A 22,012-nucleotide genomic window follows, 5' to 3' on the forward strand; every position below is an offset into this window, starting at 1 on the left:
TGTTTTATAAACCGCTACCATGGATCATTCACATGGCGCCTGGCTTACGGTGTTAAAAAAACGGGCGTACAAATGGTTGGATAAACACCTTTGAAGCTGGTTACTGGAAAGCAACGGCCGGTAGGTTCCCATCAGCAATAAAGCCGGGAAGGGGCTGGCGGGTTACAGAAACAAGCTTAACGACAATGATGCTCAGGCTTTTCGCTCCCGACATTGTACGCAAAACTCTTTCGTACCGGTAGCCCCGGTAACACATAAGGATTGGTTAAAATACCGCAGCGGAGTTGCGGCCAGGTGATAACTGACTGCCAGTATTGTAGAAAGGCTCGCTGGTTGGTTTCCTGCCCTTTTCAGAAGGGTCGCTGTGGGCCAATTACTTTACTACAGGCGATTTCGGTTTAAAAGGTGATAGTAGCATTCAAAAACTACCCTCAATTTGATTTTATCTCATGCAGAACTATATATATAGTAAAGTCTCTCGAACGGCGTATTAGGGTGAATCAAAAAAGGAAAAATAGCGTAAATAAAAAGTCCCCGCCTGTAAACAGACGAGGACTCCAATAATTAGTATGTTACTACGCTAATGCCGCGTACAAAATCTCCACCGGATGCAACGCGTGCTTCCCGGTACCATCCTTGATCTGGTGCCGGCAACTCGTGCCCGGCGCGGCAATCAACGTCCCCTCTTCCGCATTACGCACCGCCGGGAACAACACCAGTTCGCCGATTTGCATCGACAGGCCATAGTGCTCTTTCTCATATCCAAAAGACCCCGCCATGCCACAACAGCCCGAAGGAATTATTTCCACCGAATAGTTTTCCGGCAACGATAGTATCTTTTTACTGTGTAACACCGACGATAAGGCCTTCTGCTGGCAGTGTCCGTGCAGTTTGATCTTGCGTGGCTCGCGGGAAAACATGTCCTGGTGAATATGTCCTTTTTCCGCGGCGATGGAGAGAAACTCATCCACCATGTATACGTTGCGCGCGAGTTGTTTGGCGTCTGCAAATTCCCCGCCTACCAGGTCCGGATATTCATCGCGGAAGCTGAGGATAGCCGAGGGTTCAACTCCCAGCAGGGGTACCTCTTCAGAAATAAGGTCTTTAAACAACCGCACATTCTTTTCCGCAATGCTGCGGGCTTTGCGTAACATGCCCTTGGACATATAAGCCCGCGCGCTTTCCGGGTGATCGGTCATTACCACCGTGTAACCCAGCTTGCGCAGCAGCTCCACGGCCTTGATGCCGATGTGCGTATCATTAAAATTGGTAAACTCGTCGCAGAACACATACACGGTTTGTTTGCCGCCCCCGTGTTGCCCCAGGGAAGGTTTATTCTTTGCAAACCATTTACGCCAGGTAGTATCCTGCAGTGTAGGCATCGAGCGGTCGGTTGCAAAGCCGGAAATACGTTTAATAAGGTTGCTGGTCGCTTTGGTGTTCACCATCCAGTTGTAAATACCGGGGGCAATGGCCGCCAGGTTATTCATCTTAGCGTAATTGCCGATCAGGCGGTTGCGGAAGGGAACGCCATTCGCGTCGTGGTAATGCTGTAAGAATTCCATTTTCAGCTTCGCCATATCTACGTTCGACGGGCACTCCGACTTACAACCTTTACACGCGAGGCAGAGGTCCAGCACCTCATAAATTTCTTTATGATCAAACTTATTCTCTTTGGTAGAGTTGCTCAGGAACTCGCGCAGGATGTTTGCCCTGGCGCGGGTCGTATCTTTTTCGTCGCGGGTGGCCATGTAACTGGGACACATCGTTCCGCCACTGAGCTGCGTTTTACGGCAGTCGCCCGAGCCGTTGCACTGTTCTGCGTGTTGTAACAAGGTCTGATCAGGGAAGTGGAAGATGGTTTTGAGCGTGGGCGCGGGTTTGTCCGGTTCATAACGCAGCATGCTGTTCATAGACGGGGTGTCTACGATTTTCTGCGGGTTAAAAATGTTCTCCGGGTCCCAGGTATATTTCAGGGTCCGCATCAGCTCGTAGTTCTTTTCGCCCACCATCTGGCGGATGAATTCACCGCGAAGGCGGCCGTCGCCGTGTTCGCCGCTGAGGGAACCATTGTACTTCTTCACCAGGGTGGCTATTTCCTCCGCGATTTTCCTGAACAGCCGGTTGCCTTCACTGGTTTTCAGGTTGATGATGGGGCGAAGATGGATTTCACCGCTGCCTGCATGGGCGTAGTGTACCGAGTACAGGCCGTATTGTTTCAATATCTCGTTAAAGTCTGCAATGTAAGCCGGCAGGTCTTCCACGTCAACTGCCGTATCCTCGATTACCGGAACGGCCTTTTCGTCGCCGGGCAGGTTGCTTAGCAAACCCAGCCCCGCTTTGCGCAGCGTCCAGATCTTTTGGTATCCTCTCCAAACAGGAGGGGAAAGTGGTAGCCGAGTCCGGCTGCTTCCAGCGCCTGTTGCAGTTGCCCCGCGATAGCGGTTACTTCTTCGCGGGTGTCGCGGCAGAATTCTATTACCAGGATAGCGCCCGGGTCTCCTTTTACGAAGAAGCGGTTTTTACGCTGTTCAATATTATCCTTGGTGCACTCCAGGATAAAATGGTCGATCAGCTCGCTGGCGCTGGGTTTAAACTGCATCGCGATGATATTGGCGCGCAGCGATTCGTCTATTGTATTGAAGTGTACGCACAGCAGGCCCGCTTCTTTCGGCGGGAGCGGCGATACGTTCAGTTTAATTTCAGTGATAAATGCGAGGGTGCCTTCGGAGCCGGCTATCAACTTACAGAAGTTAAAATCCTCACCGCCCAGCGTAAAAGGAGCGCTATCCAGCAACATGTCTACGGCGTAACCGGTGTTCCTGCGGGCAATGCTCTTTTTCGGGAATTCGCGGCGGATCTCTTCCTGGGTGCTGTAATTGCCCAACATTCCACGGATCTGGCGGTAAAGCGCGGTTTCAAGGGTGTTGTCGGAAGATTCACAACGGGCGTGGAACTCATCGATGTTCATCGATTTAAAATGTACATCGCTGCCATCGCTCAAGATGGCCTTTACCTCCAGCAAGTGCTCGCGGGTGCTGCCATATACCACGGAGTTGGAGCCGCAGGAGTTGTTGCCCACCATGCCGCCGATCATAGCGCGGTTGGCGGTGGAAGTTTCGGGACCAAAATAAAGGCCGTGGGGCTTCAGGAACATGTTGAGCTCGTCGCGGATCACGCCCGGCTGTACCCGTACCCAGTGTTCTTCTTTATTGAGTTCCAGTATATTAGTGAATTTGCGCGACACGTCCACGATAATGCCGTGTCCCACTACCTGTCCCGCCAGCGAAGTACCGGCAGTACGGGGTATGAGTGAGGTTTTTTCCGCGCGGGCAAAGGCAATCAGCTTTTTGATGTCGTTGTTGTTTTCCGGGATGGCCACAGCGAGGGGCATTTCACGGTAGGCGGAGGCGTCCGTGGCATAGAGCGTTCTCGTGGTAAGGTCGTCGTAGAGGATGCCGTCCAGGTTAGCGGCCAGCTCCCGCAGTTTTTCACGCTTCATCATGTTGTTCTTCCGTGCAATTATGAGAAGGCGAAAATATAATCTTCAACCTTAAAAAGAAAGCAATTTGCTAAAATAAGGTTTAGCCCGCCGCCAGCCTTGGGTAAAATACGCCCACGCCAGGCTAATATCAATGAACATATACCGCCCGGCCTGCCCTAATTTAGTCCATTATCTGTAGCCCGGCCCCGTGCAATCGTGATTACTATTCACAGATAGGTTTACCCGAGTTGTATGTGCTTCCGCCCGGAGCGCAGCGCCCTTGTATTTTTAAACCCATAATATGTTAGCTATGAAAATGATCCCGAAAATGCTCGTCGCCATCCTGTTTTCCCTGGTTTCGATCGGTGCTTCCGCCAACACCGGTATGAAAGAAACTTCCTATAAGATATGGGGAGTGGCCGTTTACCGCACCTTTTACAAGGATTTTGTGAACACTTACACCCTGCCTGTAATGGGCGGTACGGTGACCGCCACCTACACAGTAAGGGTGGTGACGGTGGATTATGGTACCTATGGCGGCCTGTCCGAAGCAGGTGTTACGTCTATTGTGTATACGTATACCGGCAGCACTTATCCTATCGTTGGCATCGGGCACGTGAGTTCGTACCTGTCGCAGTACTACTACCTGACGAACGACAATTACCGCATTCGGGATTCAGCCAATGGTTATACCATCGCGGACTTTACCAGCCAGATCAACATATCGATCGCCAGCAGCCTGGTGAACCCGTACATTTCTTCTTCGTTTACGATTACCGCGGTCACCAGCGTTCCTTAAAGTAAAAAAGCAGCCAACCGGCTGCTTTTTTATCAGAATAAGGTGTTGCTGACAAACTTCGGTTTGGTGAGATCGAGTCCGCACGCCGCGTTCAATTTATCAACCATGTACACCGTCAGTTCCGGGGAGTATGCCTCGTCGTGCATGTGCATGAAGAAGTAGAGCTCTTTGAGTCCATGGTCCAGCCAGAATTTGATGCGGTTAATCCAGTCGTCGATGCGGGTATAGTCGGTAGGGTGCAAGCTGTTGCCCACATACCGGATGAATGCGCCGGCAGTAGGCAGGTGCATATGGCAGCAATCACGGCGCCCGGCGGTATCGGTAATAACCGCGCCTACTTTGAGTTCGCGCAGGGTGCCGAACAAATCCTTGCTCACCGCGGGTTCAAACCAGTCCGGGTGTCTTACTTCGAGATAAAAGGAAAGATCCTTCGGTAAGGAGTCCGGTATTTATAAAGATTGTCTTTCCGGTTGGGACTGTACTTATCGCTCACCTGCAGGAAGATGGGTCCGAGGTGTTCGCCAAAGGCCATCACGCCTTCAAGAAAGGCGGTGGTTTGTACATCGGCATTCACCAGGGTACTGTAGTGGCTGATCGACTGTGGTATTTTTGGGCAGAACTTAAAGTTTTGCCCGTCCGCCTTTTCACCCCATTTACGGATATCGGCAGGGGAGTAAATTTTATAATGCGTGGCATTCAGCTCAATGCTGTTATAGTGATGCACGTATTGCTCCAGGAAGTCCTTTTCCTTCGTTCCTTTCGGATAGATTTTCCCGATCCATTCCTTGCGGCCCCACTTGGCGCAGCCCAGGTATATTTCCGGCTTTTTTACGGGTTTGCCCTTCAGCGACTGTTTGTTGAACAGCGGCTCGGCGGCCAGTTTAAAATCTATTTCATCCAGGAGACTTTCCTCCACGCGTCCGAAATCCATGTGTTGTTAGTTTGCCATGCAATTTATCGATATTTTCGGCAGCATCCTATAAGGATCCTATATGCATCCTATATGCTCGTTCGCTAAAACCCGCACTGGCATTGGTGGGGGATATAGGATGCATATAGGATGCATACAGGATCGCCTTACTTACCCACTAGTAAGAGAAAGTGGCCGTATCGGCAACATGCAGTTCCGGGTGGCCGGGGTAGTCGGTAATCTGTATCAGCCTGGTAATTTTCTTATTCGTGATAGTATACAGCTGCTGATCGATCCGGGTGGTTTCTTCGGCAGCGGCGCCAACTTTCTGCGACTTCACGATTTTTGCCGGCAGCCGTTTCATGCTGGTGATAACCGGGTGGTTGTAGATCGGGTAAAACTCCGACAGGCTGTGGGGGATGAATGCCCATGGCGCCAGTGCGTACTCGTCCGAATAGGCCTCGATCTTGTAAGTGAATTTGGTATTGCCGTCGTCGGTGGTAATGCTCGTTAACAGTCCGTTGGCGTCGTACACATAGTCGGAGTTCGACTTGAGCTGGGTACCTGCTTCGTTCGTCTTGAAGTACTTTTGCGTCACCACCTGCCCTTTTACGTTGTAGGTATACTCCATATAGTAACCGTTGCCAGGTGTGCCGGCGGTTTGGGTCACCACCTTGATCACTTTATTGCCGTTGTAGTAGTAATGGTGCGTATACAGGGAGTTGGACATGCCGGTTTTGACCATTTTGCCCTGTTCGTACTCGTAAAACATATCGGCCGCGGCAGACGAACTGGACCAGGCGATCTGTTTCAGGGAACTGTCGGCGTTGTAGGTAAATTGTCCCGTCGCACCGCTGTTTTTATAGGCGATGGTTTTAAGCTGGTAAGGTTTGTCGACAGGGTAAGCCGGTGAAGGTGCATCGTCCTGCTGGCAGGCGACAAATAGCATGGAGAGTCCGGCAGCCAGTAAAAAGCTGTTTTTCATAATTAAGGGTGTTAAAGGTTAAAAATGGGCTGCTATATTTGATCGAAGGCCTGTGCAAGTCGGTACAGGTTAAGCGGGGCCGGCGGGTGTTTAGTTACAGCGGTCAACCGAAATGCCGATTAAGGTGTTTGAAGTGGAAGTGTGCGATGCAACGGCGGCCGGTGGATAATTGAATGCTGATGGCCAAAAAAGAAACCTTAATTTGGAGGCGGAACTGGCAAGCGCTTTGTTTTGTGAGTTTTCCTCATTAACTTATATCATTCACAATATTAAGCATGGAAATATTACACGTTAGCGCGGAGTGTTACCCGGTAGCAAAAGTCGGTGGGCTGGCCGATGTGGTGGGCGCGTTGCCCAAATACCAGCACGATGCGGGGCATGTGGCCAAGGTCGTCATGCCGGCGTACCGCAACAAGTTTTTTCATAATAACGCCTTTGAGGTAGTGCACCAGGCCGGCATGTGGCTGGGGCACGATTGGTACCACTTTAATATATATAAGGAAACCGGCAATGTACTGGGCTTTGACCTGTACCTGGTAGATATTCCCGGCCTGCTCGACAGGGAAGGGGTGTATGGTTACTACAACGACACCGAACGTTTCCTGGGCTTCCAGGTAGCGGTGCTGGACTGGGTCAACGAATGGCAGCACCACCCGGATGTGATTCATTGCCACGACCACCATACGGGCCTGATCCCCTTTTTGCTGAAATATGGCTACAAGTATACCCGCCTCGCCGAAATTCCTTCGGTGCTGACCATACACAATGCGCAGTACCAGGGACAATTTGGCTGGGACCGCCAATATTTACTGCCGTCGTTCGACCTCTGGAAGTCGGGGCTGCTGGACTGGAACGGGGCGATTAATCCGCTGGCTGCCGGTATTAAAAGCGCACGGAAGGTAAACACCGTGTCGCCCACTTATATGCAGGAACTGCTGACCAGCGCCAATGGCCTGGAAGCCCTGCTGAATTACGAAGCAGGCAAAACCACGGGCATCCTTAATGGCATTGATACGGAGGTATGGAACCCGTCGAAGGACCCCATGCTGGAGGTTAATTTTACGGCAACCACCATAGAAAAGGGCAAGCGGGAAAACAAACTGCGTATATGCGAGCAGTTTAACCGGATCCCGAACTGCCGCTGATGATATTTATTGGCAGACTTGTTGATGATAAGGGCGCCGATCTGCTGCCGGAGATTATTGGCCGATCGCTCCACGAATCGGGGAACAAAGTGAGTTTTTAGTGTTGGGCAGCGGCGACAAACATTTAGAATGGCGACTGGAGCAAACGCGCAACTTTGCACCGAACGGGCTGGCGCTGTACATTGGTTATAACGAAACCCTGGCGCACCAGTTATATGCCGCAGCCGATTTTCTGCTGATGCCTTCGCGGGTAGAGCCCTGCGGGTTGAACCAGATGTACGCATTGCGGTACGGCACCATTCCGATTGTAAGAATAACCGGCGGTTTGGCCGACACGGTGACCGATTTTGGGGACAAAGGAGGTTTCGGTATCCGATTTGTTCATGCAGCTATATGGGATGCTTGCGCGGCAGTCAGAAGAGCCATAGGATTATTTGAAAACAGGACCACGTTTAACAGGATCAGAAAACAGATACTTAAAATCGATCACTCCTGGAACAAGTCCGCACAAGAATATATAGATCTCTACACCAGTCTTAAAAGTTAAAGTATGTCGAACCAGGTTATTTCAGTAATTCTCGGCGGTGGCGCCGGTACCCGTTTGTATCCCCTGACACGCAAGCGTTCCAAACCGGCGGTGCCGGTAGGGGGCAAATACCGTTTGGTGGACATTCCCATTTCCAACTGCCTGAATGCAGACCTGCATCGCATTTTTGTGCTGACGCAGTATAACTCTGCTTCGCTGAACAAACACATCAAGAATACCTATTATTTCTCTCATTTCTCCAAGGCCTTTGTAGACATCCCGGCGGCCGAACAAACGCCGGATAACCCTACCTGGTATCAGGGCACAGCGGATGCCGTGCGCCAGAGCCTTCACCACCGGAGAACTTCGAGTTCGAATATGTGCTGATCCTGTCCGGTGACCAGTTATACCAGATGGACTTTTGCGAAATGATCGACCATCATATTGCAGCGGGCGCCGAAATTTCGATTGCCACCATACCCGTAAACGCGAAGGATGCGACCGATTTCGGTATCCTGAAAACAGACGACAAAGGTATCATCCACTCCTTCACCGAAAAGCCGAAAACAGGCCTCGAAGCCTGGACTTCGCCGGTAAGCGACGAAATGGATGCCCTGGGCCGCCGTTACCTGGCCTCCATGGGTATCTACATTTTTAACCGCAAACTGCTGTTCGACCTGCTGCAGGAAACGCAGGCCAACGCGGCGGACTTTGGTAAAGAGATCCTGCCTTATGCGATCAATCATCATAAAGTATTAAGCTATCAATACACCGGTTACTGGACAGATATTGGTAACATCGGTTCGTTCTTTGAAGCCAACCTCGGCCTCACCGACGAGATCCCTCAATTTAACCTGTTCGATGAAACACAGACGATCTTCTCCCGCGCGCGTATGCTGCCACCGGCGAAGGTATCTGTAGCGAGCATGGAGCGTACGCTCATTTCCGACGGTTGTATTGTACAGGCGAAGAAGCTGGAGCGCGTGGTGCTCGGTATCCGTTCCCGCATTGGTAAAGGTACCGAGGTAACCAATACTTATATAATGGGTAACGACTTTTTCCAAACCCCGGAGGAGATCGCAGAATGGAAGGAGAAAGGTATTCCGCTGATGGGCATTGGTGAAAACTGCGTGATCAACAACGCGATCATTGACAAAAATGCATGCATCGGTAATAACGTGACTATCAACGGCGGACCGCACCTGGCGGACGGTGAGTTTGAAAAGTATACAGTAAAAGATGGCATCGTAGTTGTTAAGAAAGGATCAGTGCTACCCGACGGTTCGTCGATCTAGCAGCCCTTTCTTTAAAACAGTAGCTTATGAGACTCTCCATCGAGCGCCAGAGTACCAGGATTTACCCGGACATGAAGCGCGTGGTTGCCCGGTTCTTTTACAACGGAGAACCTAGGGCCAAAGCGATCATTCAACAGGTGATAGATATGACAGATTCGGAAGTAGATGTGATCATTACGCCCATACTCAGGGAGTTTTCCAAGCGCCACCGTAATATCACCCGCATCTTTGAGCGTCATTGCGATAAACTAAAAAATCTATTCTCTTTAATGAAGATCGATATGAGCAGCCTGTCTTACAAAAGGCGGCTGCTCATAGGTTCTTATTTCACTAACGAATACTCCATAGAATCGGCCGCCTTTTTAATCCTTCCATCGTGGAAGATGTGGACCAGAGCGGTTTGGAGGAAGGTGAAAAACGCGTGATCATCAGCTTCAGGGCAGTAGGCGAGGGGCACGTTTCCTCGATCGTATTCCGCCGCGGGCTGATCAATAAAAACAACCAGGTATCATTCGTTCCGGCCGGCAGTTATGTAGACGAGCCGGATATCGTCCGCAATACCATCTACCAGCGGAATGTCTTTTTCCAGAATGCTGTATCTATCAAGCTTCCCGACCCGGTGATGCGTGAAGTACAGGACAAACTACCCGAAACATTCGACTATGTTGCCCTGAAACAGGTGATCCGCGAAATGCAACAGCGGTACCAGGTAGATCATCTCCTGAAGCGCGGACTGGAGCGATTGTTATGGCTCGCGAATTCCTATTACGAAATCAACTTTTCGCTTGATACCGATATTTCCGACCGCGTAATTTTCCCTTATTCCGATGCGGAAAGCCGCGGCATTGAAGACGCCCGCTTTGTACGTTACACCAACGATAAGGGCGAGGTGCGCTTTTACGCTACCTACACCGCGTTCGATGGCGTTACGATCCAGCCCAAACTGCTGGTTACAAGCGACTTTTACCACTTTAATATTATGCCGCTCTACGGCGAAGGTGCACAGAACAAGAACCTGGCGTTATTTCCCCGTAAGCTCAACGGCAAATATGCCATGCTCTCCCGTATCGATGGCATCAATAACTACATCATGTATTCCGATACGATTAACATCTGGGAGAACCCGCAAATACTCCAAACCCCACGTTACCCCTGGGAGTTTGTACAAATAGGCAACTGCGGTTCCCCTATAGAAACTTCGGAAGGCTGGCTATTGATTACCCATGGTGTAGGCCCCATGCGCACCTACTGCATCGGTGCCAGCCTGCTCGACCTCGACGATCCCACAAAGGAAATAGGGCGCCTGCGCGAGCCATTGATCATTCCGAACAAGGATGAGCGGGAGGGATATGTACCGAATGTGCTGTACTCCTGCGGTTCTATGGTGAATGACGACGCGCTGATCATACCTTATGGATTTTCCGATTCAGCCTCGGGGTTTGCAAATGTGCCGTTGAGGAGATTATTGGAGAAGATCAAAGAGGATGGGGTGTAGCGTCACCCCAACATCCGCTCGTACACGCTGATATAATCAGCTACCATTTTCTCCTTACTGAACTTTGCCGCCGCATGCTCCCTGCAATCCATCCGCTGCAGCCCTCCCAACATAGACACCGCCTCTACCGCTTCGTCCTCCGTAGCCACCAGGAATCCAGTCCGCCCATGCTCAATCAATTCGGGCATAGATCCGCGCTTATAGGCGATTACCGGCGTTCCGCATAACATGGCTTCCGCTACGCTCAATCCGAAAGGTTCGTCGAAATGAATAGGATGTAACAGTGCCAGGGCGTTACCGAGTAAAGTATTCCGTTCGGCCGGTCCCACAGGCCCAATGTATTTTACCTGTTCGTTATCAAGCAGTGGTTCAACCTGTTCACGGAAGTAAGCGGCATCCTGCACAATACCGGCAATGATAATTCGTCTACCGCTGCGCTGCGCAATGCGTATAGCATCCGCCGTGCCTTTATGCGGATGGATGCGGCCTAAGAACAAAAGGTAATCGCCGGCAGGGGCTTCCACATATTTAAAACTGCTCACATCAAGCCCATTGTACACCGTAGCGGCATAGTGGAGGGATGCGTGCCGGTCGCTGTTGCTGATCGATACGTAGTGATTATTGTGATTGAATCGCTGGTATACGGGCACTATCTGTTGCGAGGAAAAACCGTGTATCGTGGTCACCATCGGCGTTTTCACGAAAGGGGTGTAGGTGAGGGGCAGAAAGTCGAAGTGATTGTGAAGGATGTCGTATTCCCGTGCATGCTCAAAGAAATAACTGATATGCATACACTCCAGTACTTTGGCGTCCTGGCTGCGGTCTTCTTCATATCCTTTTTCGCAGATGGAATAAAGGGTGCCTGCGGTTTGGGGGAATCACCGGTAGCAAACAGGCTTACATCGAAGCCTTTTGCCACCAGCCCTTCCGCAACATTAGAGGCTACCTGTTCCCAGGGACCGTAATGCTGCGGAGGGGTACGCCAGGCCACTGGCGCAAGGATGGCTATTTTCATAGAACAGTGTCGGGCTTAACTGATTTTACTGCTCAATACACTGGCAGTAATAAGGGTGGTTTGCAAGGGTTTTTCCTGGCGCAGTACTTCGGCTTCTTTCAGCACGGCGAGGTGCGAAATGAGGTAGGCCAATGTACTTTCTGCGCCCTGGTTGCGATTTACGCTGCCCTGTTGAAGGCCGTCGCAACAGCCGTGTGTTTCGCTGTCGTACAAGGGGACGCGGAGCGAGTTTTCGCCCAGGAACCACCGGTAAGCAGTATACATTTTTTCGAGATGGTGACGCTCATTGCTCACCGCGTATGCCTGCTGGTACAGTAATACCATGGCCATGGTTTCAATGGCCTGCTGGTCAAACTTCGGTGCACACTTGCCGGGTTGATGCCAGCCGTCGTTGCCTACCGGTGTCAGGTAACCGTCGCACAGCGTTATTTTCTCCGGAAGTTGATGCTCTCCATGGCAATATTATACGTGCGTTCGTCGCCTGTTACCTCGTATGCATGCAGCAGCGCCAGTGGCAGGATGCCGTTGTCATAACTCATATTATGCTCGAACCACTGCCATTCATTGGTACGGTTGCGTTCATAACTGGCGAGTAATGGTTCAATCAGGATATCCAGCAGTTTAAACATGCCTTCATCGGTGGGATGGTAGGCGAGGTAGTGGCTTACGCCGATGGCGGCATTGGCCCGGCCACGCAGGTGTTCCAGGGTCGCGAAGTGTTGGGTGGAACGATGGAACAGCTCCTGTGCGAACTCGCGGTAAGAGTTGTTGGGGGCGTAGCGGACGAGGTAGCCCAGCGACCACACCGTACGGCCAAAAGCATCTTCCGACCCGATCTCATCGAGGTACTGGCGGCTAAAGCTCAGGAAGTTGCGGAAGTTGCCATCTTCGCGCTGCATATATTGGATGAAGCTGAGGTACGTGGTAATCAGCTCCAGCGATTCTTTGTTGCGGCGGTAATGCTGCGCCATCAGCATCATCATGAGGGCGCGGGAGTTATCGTCCAGGCAATATCCTTCCTTCAGGTTAGGAATGCCATATTTTGCATGCTGCACAATGCCCGTATCATCCGTCAGCCTGCGTACATGCGACAGGTTCAGGGGCGATAACAGCGATACATCGGGTACCGGTTTCGTATTAATAACCGTCGGTCTTGGTGTAGACAATATCTTCCAGGCCAGCTGACGATAACGTGCGCCCATCTGCGACCATTGCAGTTTTTTTCCGTAAGAGGCAGCATGTTGCTTCAATTCCTGCAGCTTGCCGGGTGTGTCCAGCAGGTCGTTGATGCAGCGGCTCAGTTGCAGACTGTCTTTAAAGTCGAACAGCAATCCCCGGCCATTGTCCAAGAGCTCTTTGGCATACCAGTAAGGCGTGGAGATAACCGCCGAACCGGCGCCTAATGCATACGTCAGCGTACCGCTGGTTATCTGCGCTTCGCTCAGGTAGGGCGTTACATAAATATCACAGCAGGTGAGGTAGGCAAATAACTCCTGTTCGTTTAAGAAACGGTTCAGGAACAATACATGATTTTCGAGCTGGAGATCGGTTACCATTTTCTCGAGGCTGTCGCGGTATTCTTCACCTGCATGCCTTACGACGGCAGGGTGGGTGGCGCCGGCCACGATGTACAACACCTCCGGGTGGCGTTCAATGATCTTCGGCATGGCCTGTATCACGGTTTCTATGCCCTTGTTACGGCTCAGCAGTCCGAAGGTGAAGATCACTTTCCTTTTCAGGGTGTTGGATACCGGTATTGCTGCGGATTGGTCAGCTCCGAAAAGTCGGGTACGCCGTGTTCGATCAGCTGGACCTTTTCTGCAGATACTCCATATATATTTACCAGGAAGTCGATGGCCAGCTGGCTCATTACTACCATTTTCGAAGCGCGCGCCGCGATTTCGCGAACGATGGATTTTTGTATGAAAGAAGGTTCTTTTAATACGGTGTGGAAAGTGACCATAAATGGAATTTCCAGCGCATGGAGCAACGGCAGCAGGTAGACGCCGTTATCGCCGCCGAAAATACCGAATTCGTGCTGCACGATGCAGATATCGGCCCCGCTCTGGTTAATATAACGGGCCGCCTCATGGTAATCCTCCGGTGATGCTGTCGGATCACATGCTCCACTTCCGCCGGGTAATCATACTTCTGATCACTGTCGTTAACGGCAATTACCGCAACTTCCGGTCGCTCCTCGCCTTTAACGGCGGTCTTCATGGATTGCACGAGATGGTTAGTAAACGTGGCAATTCCGCATTCTCTGGGAGGGTACGAGGCAATGTACGCTATCTTCATATAATTCGGTTTATGGTATACTTGTGTCTGTTTAACGATTCGTTGGTGGGGTTGGCGTTTACTTCTGGACAGTTACTTGTTCAAAAAGTTCGCCATTTCATTATTCTTAATACGTTGGCCGAACACGCTGTGGAGGATTGTGGAGTGATTGGGAAAAATAACCGGCAAACAGTGGATTGGCACGCTCAGCTAAAAAATACGCGTTCCACCATCAAAATACCTAAATTCGTGCATTAATTTTGACCACAAGCGCAATTATGGAACAGGGCGTTCATCATATACCTTATCGTGAGACAGGATTTTTAGCCAGCTGGTAGCCGATTTTATTGCGGAGCATCCCTCGATCCGCCCATTTTACCAGTATTCGCCGGTGAAACCAGATTTTGAGGCCGCCATTCGTGCCAAGAGCACGCAACCACTGGACCGCCAGCTGCTCGTACAGGCGCTGGAGCAGCAGTACAAGGGGTTGGAGCAGGACGAGCAGGTAGTGGCCAATATCCGGCTGCTGGGACAGGCAGATACGTACTCCGTGTGTACCGCCCACCAACCTAACATTTTACCGGTTACCTCTACTTTGTATATAAGATATTACAGACCGTGAAGCTGGCACAAGAGCTGAAAGCACAGTTTCCCGGTAAACACTTCGTGCCCGTATATTACATGGGCAGCGAAGACGCCGACCTCGACGAGCTGGGCAGCATTTACATGGGTAAAGAAAAGCTCACCTGGAAAACCCAGCAGGAAGGGGCGGTAGGTCGCATGAAGACCGAAGGCCTCGGGGAGCTGATCGCTGACATTATGAAACATATCGGCTACGCGCCACATGCCGCCGAAGTGCAGGATATGCTGGAAAAGGCCTACCTCCAACACGATAACATCCAGGAAGCCACCCTATACCTCGTTAACCGTTTGTTCGGCCGTTACGGGCTCGTGATCCTGGTGCCGGATACGCCGCTGTTCAAGCAACAGATCAAATCCATCTTAAAAGAAGAACTCTGGCAGCAATCTTCTCATAAAGTGGTGACCGACACCATTGAAAAGCTGCAACAGCATCATAAGGTACAGGCATCGCCCCGCGAAATCAACCTGTTTTATTTGCAGGAGGGCTCCCGCGAGCGCATCGTCAAAGAAGGAGCGGTGTGGAAAGTGTTGCACACTCCACTGGTATTTGATGAGCACAGTTTGAAGAAAGAGATAGAAGAGCATCCTGAGCGCTTTAGTCCGAACGTAATATTGCGCGGAGTGCTGCAGGAAACTATTTTGCCCAATATCGCCTTCATCGGTGGCGGTGGCGAAATCGCCTACTGGATCGAATTGAAGTCATTGTTCGAGCATCACCACGTACCCTACCCGGTATTATTGCTGCGTAATTCTTTCTTATGGGTAGATAAATTCTCCGCGCAGCGTTTACAAAAGCTCGATATCTCCATTACGGAATTTTTCCAGGAAACGGAGCTGCTGATCAACAGTTTCGTGTTGAAGCATACCAACGCCAACCTGGTGCTGAAAAAGGAGTATGAAGATATTGAAACGCTGTTTTCGCAGATGGAGGCGAGGCCCGCAGCATTGATATTACGCTCGTGGCTTCCGTGAACGCGGAGCTAAAAAAGCGATGAAATCCCTCGGTAAGATCGAACATAAATTCCTGCGTGCAGAGAAAAAGAAGTTTGCTTACCAGTCGGAGCAGATCCGCGAGCTGAAAGCGCGTTTATTCCCCGGCAACTCCTTACAGGAAAGGCGCGAAAACTTCCTGCCCTATTACGCCGAATATGGCCCGGTCTTTTTGACCGCCTGCTGGAAGCCATGACACCGGTAACGGATCAGTTCTGCGTGATCGCGGAGGCGTGAACGGCGGCCTTTTTCATATCTTTTAAGACTGAATAGATCGCGTGCAGCTGATCGCGCACGTGTTTGATCTCCAGCATCTCTTCGCGGGCAGGGGTGTGTCCCTGTCCCAGGTTGATCTGCTCTGGCGAATGGCCAGCACACTATCCAGGTGACCTTCCAGTTCCTGGAAAGCGCCTAGTTTGGGCATATCTTCAATATGTGCCCCCGTCTGCATGTAATGTTCCACCTGGTCTATTATCGACACGATGTAATCCGCGATTGCAGGGTACTCTACCCGCGGGTATTTGATCTGGTGCTGCAAGGCATAGTGCGCCAGCTGTGCAATGTGGGACGACAAGGAGTGGCTCAGCACCACGAAATGATATACTTCCGACGCATTCTTCTGTTTATTCTTCGGCTCCGACAGCATCCGCTGGAAGGCCGCCATCAGGTTCGCCGTACTTACATGCACCTCTTTCCGAGCCAGTTTATAATCGTTCATCGAAAATGCCTGTCCCGTATACAGTTTCATGATCTGCAAAAAATATTGCCGGTTGGCGTGCAGCATCTTAAACATGTAGTCGGGTAAAAAGCGATACTCCCAGCTGGGCCAGAAGATGTAGTTGAACGTAAATGCGATCGCGCCGCCGATGAGGGTATCCAGTACGCGCAGGCTGATGTTCTGAAAGTCGGCCGGGTAGAGGAAGTGCAGCAGGAATACGATAAAGGGCGTTGTAAACACCACACTCACCGTATAATTATAGGTCATCGTACTATATGCGCCAATGATGCATATCAGCATGATGATAAATATTGCCGTATGGTTTTGGGTGAGAAATAATACGCCCACCGCGAACAACGCCCCGATGATCGTACCGATCATACGCTGGTAGCTGCGTGACTTCGTCATGCTGAAGCCGGGCTTCATGATCACCACGATGGTGAGCAGTATCCAGTAGGTACGGCTGATATCCAGTGCATGCCCCAGGAGGTAGCCTGTTACCATGGCCAGGCTGGTACGGATGCCGTGGCGGAACAGGTGCGAATTAAAAGACAGGTTATTCCGGAAGGTTTCAAAGTCGTACCGCTGGCGGGTGGTGAACCTGGACAGTTCCAGCTGTGGGTCTATTTCTTCATCCTTCACCCGCTCCAGGCGCGTAAGGCGGTGCAGGTTATAAATACGTTGGGCAATGTGTTGCAGATTATCCACCACATTGGTGAGCGGCAGCAATTTTGCGCTTCGCTCGCGCAGGGTAGGCATACGCTGGCGGTAAGCGTCTATTTCCCGCTTCACCTTTTCTATCTCCAGCTTCAGGTTCATTTTGGGTAGGGACCGTTGTCCCGCCGCCACCGACATGCCGATAGATTCCAGTTCCTCCGTTACCTGTAAAATGGTATTATGCAGCTGGGCGAGCAAAGGAGTGCCTTTATAGTTCTTTTGCAGCGACGTATAGTCAATCTGGGAAGCCATGATTTCCTCCTGCATATCGGTCATGTGCAGGAATATGAGTACCATGCTTTTACTGATAGACGTGGTGCCCTGCTGTGCGGAGCGCATCTTCAGCAACAGTTCGCGCACGGCTTCACGGCGCTCGTTTACGAGTACCTGCTGGGCCAGTACGGATTTATAGTTCTCGGTGATATCAATATCATCTTTATAAAAATTCGCGCGTAGCCGGAGGTAGTCGGCCGTTTCCTGTATACAGTCGCCCAACGTTTGCTGGATCGTAAGGTAAGGCCGTATCTGCCAGAGCAGGAGGGCCAGCAGCGAGTACCAGATACAGCCGGAAAGTACGAGGAACGAGGCTTCTATGGCTTTGCCCATGGGTAGCTGCTCGCCGATCGTGGAGACCATCACCAGCAAACACCCGATGCCGATGTTACCGCCACGGTTGCCATATACGAGCAACATGGAGTAAAAGAACACGCACACGGCTACCCACCCGGCCGTCAGCCGGTGTTGGAGGCCACCAGCCCCGTTACAAGGGCGGTGATAAAGATAAGCGTAGTGCTGATCAGCAGGCCGTTTCGTTTATGGATGATGGTGCCGGGTACATCGGCCAGGGCGGTACATAAGGCGCCCATCGAAATGGCGATGCCCACATCCGGCGGTCCTGCATGGCGAAAATAACGGAGGGAACGACTACGCTCAGGGAGGTGCGCAAACCGTTGCTGAAATGGTAGCTATAGAGGAATGCCTTTACTTCTTTGAGCCAACGTGCTGTCTGCAAACGAATGAAATTGATTTAATTACAAAGGTACGATTAACTGTATTCCGACCAATGACAAATGATGTGCCCGGATACGATATCAACAACTGTGCATAAAAAAGCCCCGGGTTTTAAAGGAGACATTTATATTACGTATCCTTTTCGACCATATCGGGGAGAGAAAACCGGCTAACCCCTTGGTTCACAGGCCAATGGCTAATTTTAATGGAGGTATGGTTTAAAATTATATCTTTGACGGCTTATTTAAAAAAGGACCAGTGCGCTTAAAAACATTAGAGATCAAAGGATTTAAAAGTTTTGCCGATAAAACCGTATTGCACTTCGATGAGGGCGTTACGGGAGTAATTGGACCCAACGGTTGCGGCAAAAGTAATATTATCGACTCTATCCGCTGGGTGATAGGGGAGCACAAGATCAGTAACCTGCGTTCCGAAAACCAGGCCGGACTTGTGTTTAACGGTTCCCGTACCCGTTCCGCGAGCGGTATGGCCGAGGTAAGCCTCACCTTTGAAAATACTAAGAACGTACTCCCTACCGAGTTTACTACAGTTACTATTACACGTAAGTTTTATAAGAACGGCGATTCCGAATACCGCCTCAACGATGTGGCCTGTCGCCTCAAAGACATCCACAACCTCTTTATGGACACCGGGGTGAGCACTGACTCCTACGCCATTATCGAGCTGGGCATGGTAGACGATATCATCAAGGATAAAGAAAACAGCCGTCGCCGCATGCTGGAACAGGCAGCGGGCATCTCCATCTATAAAACCCGTAAAAAGGAAGCCAAATCCAAGTTAGACGCCACCGAAGGTGACCTAAACCGTATCGAGGACCTGTTGTTCGAGATCAACAACAACTTAAAAACACTCGAAAGTCAGGCCCGTAAAGCGGAACGCTTCTACGAAATCAAAAAGGAATATAAAGAGATCAGTATAGAACTCGCCAAAGCGGCACTGGAAGGCTTTAACGTGACGTTCAGGGACCTTACCGACCAGCAGCAGGCGGAGATCGACAAGAAAGCGGCCCTCGAAGCGGAAATCGCCACAGAGGAGGCTTCCGTAGAAGAGGACAAACTGCACTTCGTGGCCAAAGAGCGCGAATTGCAGGTGATGCAGCGTTCTTTCAATGAACTCGTATCTACCATCCGCACCAAGGAAAACGATAAGAACCTTGCTTCCCAGCAGCTGACCTATCTCCGTGAAAGGGAAAAGAACTTAACCGACTTCCTCAACAACGCCGAAAGCAACCTGCAGGGCCTCACCGAATCTATCAGCTTCACACAACGTCAGAGCGAAGACGAAGCGGAAGTGTTCGAGTCGATGCAGGACGAACTGGAAACGTTGCAGGAAATGGTGGATGGCAAAAAGGAACAGTTCCAGCAAAAGAAACTGGCCCTCGAAAACCTGCGCCGCGATCAGCAACAATGGCAGCGCCAGCAGTTTGAAGCCGAAAAGAAAGTGGCCGTAGCCGATACTTCCGTGCAAAACCTGCAAAGAAGCATCCAGCAGTTACAGGAAGAAAAAGCTGCCCGCGAAACCCAGATCCAGCAACTGAAAGAGGAGAAGGAAATTCTCCAGGACACCGTAGATCAAAGAAAGGACGAGCTCGAAGAAATGGTCCGCTTCCGGGAAGAGACCAAGGGCAAAATCCTCGCTACACAATCCGACATTGAAGCACTGCGCGATAAGCTGGTAGATGAAAACCGTAAACTGGACAGCAAAAAGAACGAATACGACCTGTTAAAGTCGCTCGTAGACAGCCCGGAAGGTTACCCGGAAAGCATCAAGTTCCTCAAGAAAAATAACGAATGGAATAATAAGGCGCCCATCCTGAGCGATGTGTTTTTCTGTAAGGAAGAATACCGCACCTGCGTGGAGAACCTGTTGGAGCCATACCTGAACTACTACGTGGTAAACAATGCAGAGGAAGCCGTACAGGCCATCCACCTGCTGGATGCGAACAAGAAAGGGAAGGCCAACTTTTTATCCTCGATCAGTTCAATCACCAGGGCGGCGCACTGTTTACGCCTCCCGGCACCATTCCCGCACTGGATGTGGTAGAGATCGATGAGAAGTATAAAGGTCTCGGCAACTACCTTTTAGCGAAAGTTTTTATCACGGAAGATGTGACGGCTATTGATTTTGGCCAGCTGCCCGAACAGGATGTGCTGATCATCGAGAAAAGCGGCCGCATGCACCGTGGCAAATACAGCTTTAGCGGTGGTTCTGTAGGACTGTTCGAAGGTAAAAAGCTCGGTCGCGCCAAGAACCTGGAAAAACTGGAAGCAGAGATCCGCGAGCTGGAAAACACGGTGGGCGACCTGCGCGATCAGATCCGGGAGAAACACAACCAGGTGTTGGGTTTCAACAGCCAGCTGAACGAAAATAATATTAACTCCCTCAAGGAGCGCATCAACCAGATGAACAACCAGGTTTTCGGCCTGCAGAACAGGATCGAAAACTTCCATCACCTGATCGAAACAGGGGATAAACGCCTGGCCGAGATGCAGCAGTCGTTGCAAACGAACATCGACAGCATTTCCGATGTGCGCGATGAACTGGACTCCCTGAATGACCGCGTACATGCACTGCACGACAGCATCGTGGATGCCGATCGTGGCGCGCAGGAAGCAGAGGCCCAGTTTAACCAGGCCAATGTGCAGTTTAATAACCAGAACCTGCAGCATACCCGCCAGCAGAGTAAAGTAGCGGGGCTGAAACAGGAGCTGGAATTCAAACGCAAGCAATTAACCGATTTGCACACGCAGATCGCCAGCAATAAAACCCAGCTGGAAGATACCGTAGCCAACCTGTCGGCCGCGGAAGATAAACTGGCGGCGGCGGAAGATGGTCTCGTAGAGCTGTTCCGCAAGAAAGAAGAAGAGGAGAAGGAGCTGAACGAAAAAGACCAGGAGTACTACAACTTCCGCAATATGCTCACGGAGCGTGAAACCGCCCTCCGTGCCAAGCAACGCAGCCGTGAACAGATGGACCAGGCGCTCACCATCATCAAAGACAAGGTGAACGAACTGAAACTGCAACTGGCCTCTATGAAAGAGCGCCTGAGCGTGGAATTTAAAGTCAACCTCGACGAAATACTCGATGAAGCGCGTAACAGTACGCTTTCCGCAGACGAACTGACCGGCAGCGCGGAGCGTTTAAAGAAACGTTTGGAGAATATGGGCGAGATTAACCCGACCGCGATCGAAGCCTATACGGAAATGAAGAAGCGTTACGAGTTCATCCTGGAGCAGAAGAACGACCTGGTGCAGGCGAAAGAATCCCTGCTGGCCACTATCCGGGAAGTGGAAAGTACCGCTAACCAGAAGTTCCCCGGATACCTTTAACCAGGTAAAAGAGAACTTCATCCGCGTGTTCAAGGCCCTGTTTACCGAAGAAGACCAGTGTGACATGATCCTTAACGATCCGTCTAACCTGGCCGATACGGGCATCGAGATCATTGCGAAGCCGAAAGGTAAACGTCCCGCTGCCATTACACAGCTGTCTGGTGGTGAAAAACACTGACCGCGACCGCGCTGCTGTTTGCCATCTACCTCATTAAACCCGCGCCGTTCTGTATCCTCGATGAGGTGGACGCTCCGCTGGATGATGCGAACGTAGGTAAGTTCACTAACATGATCCGCAAGTTCTCCGATAACTCGCAGTTCATCATTGTTACGCACAACAAGCAAACCATGGCCTCGGTCGACGTTATTTACGGCGTAACCATGCAGGAGCCCGGGGTGAGCAAGCTGGTACCGGTGGATTTCAGAAGCCTGAACTAACCACTTATTTACCGTTCCTCCCGTTTAATTCATTTTTAAGGACATTTTTCAAATTTCCTCCTATTTTGTGCAACCTGTTTTTAAAGACGGTTTTTGCAATCGATAGAAATTAATGAAGGTAACAAGACTACATCCTCTGTTGCTGTCGGCCATATGCTTGCTGGCAGCTAGTTGCGGCGATTCCACGGCCGACAACAAACGCGCCGCCGATTCCT

At 50.9% G+C, this 22,012-nt stretch carries 21 protein-coding genes and 3 pseudogenes; 13 read left to right on the forward strand and 11 right to left on the reverse strand.

All coding sequences use genetic code 11. The annotated features are described in order from the left end of the window. Positions 1 to 575: 575 nt before the first annotated feature. On the reverse strand, positions 576 to 2,327 hold the full coding sequence (locus MKQ70_RS05370; RefSeq protein WP_248068926.1) for an FAD-binding and (Fe-S)-binding domain-containing protein: 1,752 nt from the start codon (positions 2,325 to 2,327) through the stop codon (positions 576 to 578). Then, a complete protein-coding gene (locus MKQ70_RS05375; protein ID WP_248068928.1) occupies positions 2,321 to 3,505 on the reverse strand; it encodes an FAD-binding oxidoreductase in 1,185 nt (394 codons plus the stop codon). The genes MKQ70_RS05370 and MKQ70_RS05375 overlap by 7 nt, the downstream gene beginning before the upstream one ends. Positions 3,506 to 3,785: 280 nt before the next feature. Between MKQ70_RS05375 and MKQ70_RS05380 the strand changes: the two genes are divergently transcribed. Continuing rightward, positions 3,786 to 4,283, forward strand: a complete 498-nt coding sequence (locus tag MKQ70_RS05380; RefSeq protein WP_248068930.1) for a hypothetical protein — start codon at positions 3,786 to 3,788, stop codon at positions 4,281 to 4,283. Between the two features lie 32 nt (positions 4,284 to 4,315). Here the strand turns inward: MKQ70_RS05380 and MKQ70_RS37740 are convergent, their stop codons facing one another. The 3 genes from MKQ70_RS37740 to MKQ70_RS05390 all read right to left on the reverse strand — a co-directional run bounded on the left by MKQ70_RS37740 (position 4,316) and on the right by MKQ70_RS05390 (position 6,178). Next, positions 4,316 to 4,732 (reverse strand): DUF72 domain-containing protein, encoded by a 417-nt coding sequence (locus tag MKQ70_RS37740; protein WP_504909710.1) that lies wholly within the window; start codon positions 4,730 to 4,732, stop codon positions 4,316 to 4,318. Continuing rightward, positions 4,687 to 5,214, reverse strand: coding sequence for a DUF72 domain-containing protein (locus MKQ70_RS37745; protein ID WP_282456235.1), 528 nt, complete (start codon positions 5,212 to 5,214; stop codon positions 4,687 to 4,689). Before MKQ70_RS37745 ends, MKQ70_RS37740 begins: the two co-directional genes overlap by 46 nt. Positions 5,215 to 5,371: 157 nt before the next feature. Then, on the reverse strand, positions 5,372 to 6,178 hold the full coding sequence (locus tag MKQ70_RS05390; RefSeq protein WP_248068932.1) for a hypothetical protein: 807 nt from the start codon (positions 6,176 to 6,178) through the stop codon (positions 5,372 to 5,374). 275 nt (positions 6,179 to 6,453) lie between these two features. Here MKQ70_RS05390 and MKQ70_RS05395 point away from each other — a divergent pair, with 275 nt between their 5' ends. The 6 genes from MKQ70_RS05395 to MKQ70_RS05415 all read left to right on the forward strand — a co-directional run bounded on the left by MKQ70_RS05395 (position 6,454) and on the right by MKQ70_RS05415 (position 10,639). Next, positions 6,454 to 7,323 carry a glycogen synthase gene (locus MKQ70_RS05395; RefSeq protein WP_248068934.1) on the forward strand — a complete coding sequence of 290 codons (870 nt, stop codon included), beginning with the start codon at positions 6,454 to 6,456 and terminating at the stop codon, positions 7,321 to 7,323. A gap of 100 nt (positions 7,324 to 7,423) precedes the next feature. Next, positions 7,424 to 7,870 carry a glycosyltransferase gene (locus tag MKQ70_RS05400; RefSeq protein WP_248068937.1) on the forward strand — a complete coding sequence of 149 codons (447 nt, stop codon included), beginning with the start codon at positions 7,424 to 7,426 and terminating at the stop codon, positions 7,868 to 7,870. 3 nt (positions 7,871 to 7,873) lie between these two features. Then, positions 7,874 to 8,236: a sugar phosphate nucleotidyltransferase gene (locus MKQ70_RS37750; RefSeq protein WP_282456236.1), complete on the forward strand. Its 363-nt coding sequence runs from the start codon at positions 7,874 to 7,876 to the stop codon at positions 8,234 to 8,236. Next, positions 8,230 to 9,144, forward strand: a complete 915-nt coding sequence (locus MKQ70_RS05405) for a sugar phosphate nucleotidyltransferase (protein ID WP_308198939.1) — start codon at positions 8,230 to 8,232, stop codon at positions 9,142 to 9,144. The genes MKQ70_RS37750 and MKQ70_RS05405 overlap by 7 nt, the downstream gene beginning before the upstream one ends. A gap of 26 nt (positions 9,145 to 9,170) precedes the next feature. After that, positions 9,171 to 9,569, forward strand: coding sequence for a hypothetical protein (locus MKQ70_RS05410; RefSeq protein ID WP_248068940.1), 399 nt, complete (start codon positions 9,171 to 9,173; stop codon positions 9,567 to 9,569). Continuing rightward, positions 9,521 to 10,639 carry a glycoside hydrolase family 130 protein gene (locus MKQ70_RS05415; protein WP_248068943.1) on the forward strand — a complete coding sequence of 373 codons (1,119 nt, stop codon included), beginning with the start codon at positions 9,521 to 9,523 and terminating at the stop codon, positions 10,637 to 10,639. Before MKQ70_RS05410 ends, MKQ70_RS05415 begins: the two co-directional genes overlap by 49 nt. A 2-nt stretch (positions 10,640 to 10,641) precedes the next feature. On the opposite strand, the gene MKQ70_RS05420 is transcribed toward MKQ70_RS05415, so the two are convergent. From MKQ70_RS05420 to MKQ70_RS05435, 4 genes and pseudogenes are all read right to left on the reverse strand, one after another. Further along, a complete protein-coding gene (locus MKQ70_RS05420; protein WP_248068945.1) occupies positions 10,642 to 11,430 on the reverse strand; it encodes a glycosyltransferase family 4 protein in 789 nt (262 codons plus the stop codon). A 239-nt stretch (positions 11,431 to 11,669) separates the two neighbouring features. Beyond that, positions 11,670 to 11,984: a hypothetical protein gene (locus MKQ70_RS05425; protein ID WP_248068948.1), complete on the reverse strand. Its 315-nt coding sequence runs from the start codon at positions 11,982 to 11,984 to the stop codon at positions 11,670 to 11,672. Between the two features lie 95 nt (positions 11,985 to 12,079). Next, positions 12,080 to 13,381, reverse strand: a complete 1,302-nt coding sequence (locus tag MKQ70_RS05430; protein WP_248068951.1) for a glycosyltransferase — start codon at positions 13,379 to 13,381, stop codon at positions 12,080 to 12,082. An 8-nt stretch (positions 13,382 to 13,389) separates the two neighbouring features. Further along, positions 13,390 to 13,755 (reverse strand): annotated as a pseudogene (locus MKQ70_RS05435) (glycosyltransferase); the annotation flags it as partial. Between the two features lie 540 nt (positions 13,756 to 14,295). On the opposite strand from MKQ70_RS05435, the pseudogene bshC reads away from it, so the two are divergent. Continuing rightward, a pseudogene (gene bshC / locus MKQ70_RS05440) lies at positions 14,296 to 15,545 on the forward strand (bacillithiol biosynthesis cysteine-adding enzyme BshC). Positions 15,546 to 15,555: 10 nt separating this feature from the next. Then, positions 15,556 to 15,759, forward strand: a pseudogene (locus MKQ70_RS37755) (bacillithiol biosynthesis cysteine-adding enzyme BshC); the annotation flags it as partial. A gap of 63 nt (positions 15,760 to 15,822) precedes the next feature. On the opposite strand, the gene MKQ70_RS05445 reads toward MKQ70_RS37755, so the two are convergent. Then, entirely contained in the window at positions 15,823 to 17,712 is a 1,890-nt protein-coding gene (locus tag MKQ70_RS05445) for an FUSC family protein (protein WP_372489934.1), read from the reverse strand. Between the two features lie 17 nt (positions 17,713 to 17,729). After that, positions 17,730 to 17,882, reverse strand: a complete 153-nt coding sequence (locus MKQ70_RS05450) for a hypothetical protein (protein ID WP_248068957.1) — start codon at positions 17,880 to 17,882, stop codon at positions 17,730 to 17,732. Positions 17,883 to 18,267: 385 nt separating this feature from the next. Between MKQ70_RS05450 and MKQ70_RS05455 the strand changes: the two genes are divergently transcribed. From MKQ70_RS05455 to MKQ70_RS05470, 4 genes are read left to right on the forward strand one after another with little or no spacing between them, the layout of a single operon-like run. After that, positions 18,268 to 20,073 (forward strand): chromosome segregation SMC family protein, encoded by a 1,806-nt coding sequence (locus MKQ70_RS05455; RefSeq protein ID WP_248068959.1) that lies wholly within the window; start codon positions 18,268 to 18,270, stop codon positions 20,071 to 20,073. Then, complete coding sequence (locus MKQ70_RS05460) at positions 20,067 to 21,359, forward strand: coiled-coil domain-containing protein (RefSeq protein ID WP_248068962.1); 1,293 nt, start codon at positions 20,067 to 20,069, stop codon at positions 21,357 to 21,359. Before MKQ70_RS05455 ends, MKQ70_RS05460 begins: the two co-directional genes overlap by 7 nt. 25 nt (positions 21,360 to 21,384) lie before the next feature. After that, positions 21,385 to 21,537, forward strand: coding sequence for a hypothetical protein (locus tag MKQ70_RS05465; protein WP_248068966.1), 153 nt, complete (start codon positions 21,385 to 21,387; stop codon positions 21,535 to 21,537). A gap of 32 nt (positions 21,538 to 21,569) precedes the next feature. Beyond that, entirely contained in the window at positions 21,570 to 21,797 is a 228-nt protein-coding gene (locus MKQ70_RS05470; protein ID WP_308199417.1) for a hypothetical protein, read from the forward strand. Positions 21,798 to 22,012: the final 215 nt, after the last annotated feature.

The organism is Chitinophaga sedimenti (assembly GCF_023156195.1).
Taxonomy (GTDB): Bacteria; Bacteroidota; Bacteroidia; order Chitinophagales; family Chitinophagaceae; genus Chitinophaga; species Chitinophaga sedimenti.

What these genes read in the sequence shown, in the direction of transcription:
- MKQ70_RS05375 (WP_248068928.1), bottom strand. Translation starts at nt 3,505, where the DNA reads ATGATGAAGCGTGAAAAACTGCGGGAGCTGGCCGCTAACCTGGACGGC.
- MKQ70_RS05380 (WP_248068930.1), top strand. Translation starts at nt 3,786, where the DNA reads ATGTTAGCTATGAAAATGATCCCGAAAATGCTCGTCGCCATCCTGTTT.
- MKQ70_RS37745 (WP_282456235.1), bottom strand. Translation starts at nt 5,214, where the DNA reads ATGGATTTCGGACGCGTGGAGGAAAGTCTCCTGGATGAAATAGATTTT.
- MKQ70_RS05390 (WP_248068932.1), bottom strand. Translation starts at nt 6,178, where the DNA reads ATGAAAAACAGCTTTTTACTGGCTGCCGGACTCTCCATGCTATTTGTC.
- MKQ70_RS05395 (WP_248068934.1), top strand. Translation starts at nt 6,454, where the DNA reads ATGGAAATATTACACGTTAGCGCGGAGTGTTACCCGGTAGCAAAAGTC.
- MKQ70_RS37750 (WP_282456236.1), top strand. Translation starts at nt 7,874, where the DNA reads ATGTCGAACCAGGTTATTTCAGTAATTCTCGGCGGTGGCGCCGGTACC.
- MKQ70_RS05410 (WP_248068940.1), top strand. Translation starts at nt 9,171, where the DNA reads ATGAGACTCTCCATCGAGCGCCAGAGTACCAGGATTTACCCGGACATG.
- MKQ70_RS05420 (WP_248068945.1), bottom strand. Translation starts at nt 11,430, where the DNA reads ATGCATATCAGTTATTTCTTTGAGCATGCACGGGAATACGACATCCTT.
- MKQ70_RS05425 (WP_248068948.1), bottom strand. Translation starts at nt 11,984, where the DNA reads ATGGCCATGGTATTACTGTACCAGCAGGCATACGCGGTGAGCAATGAG.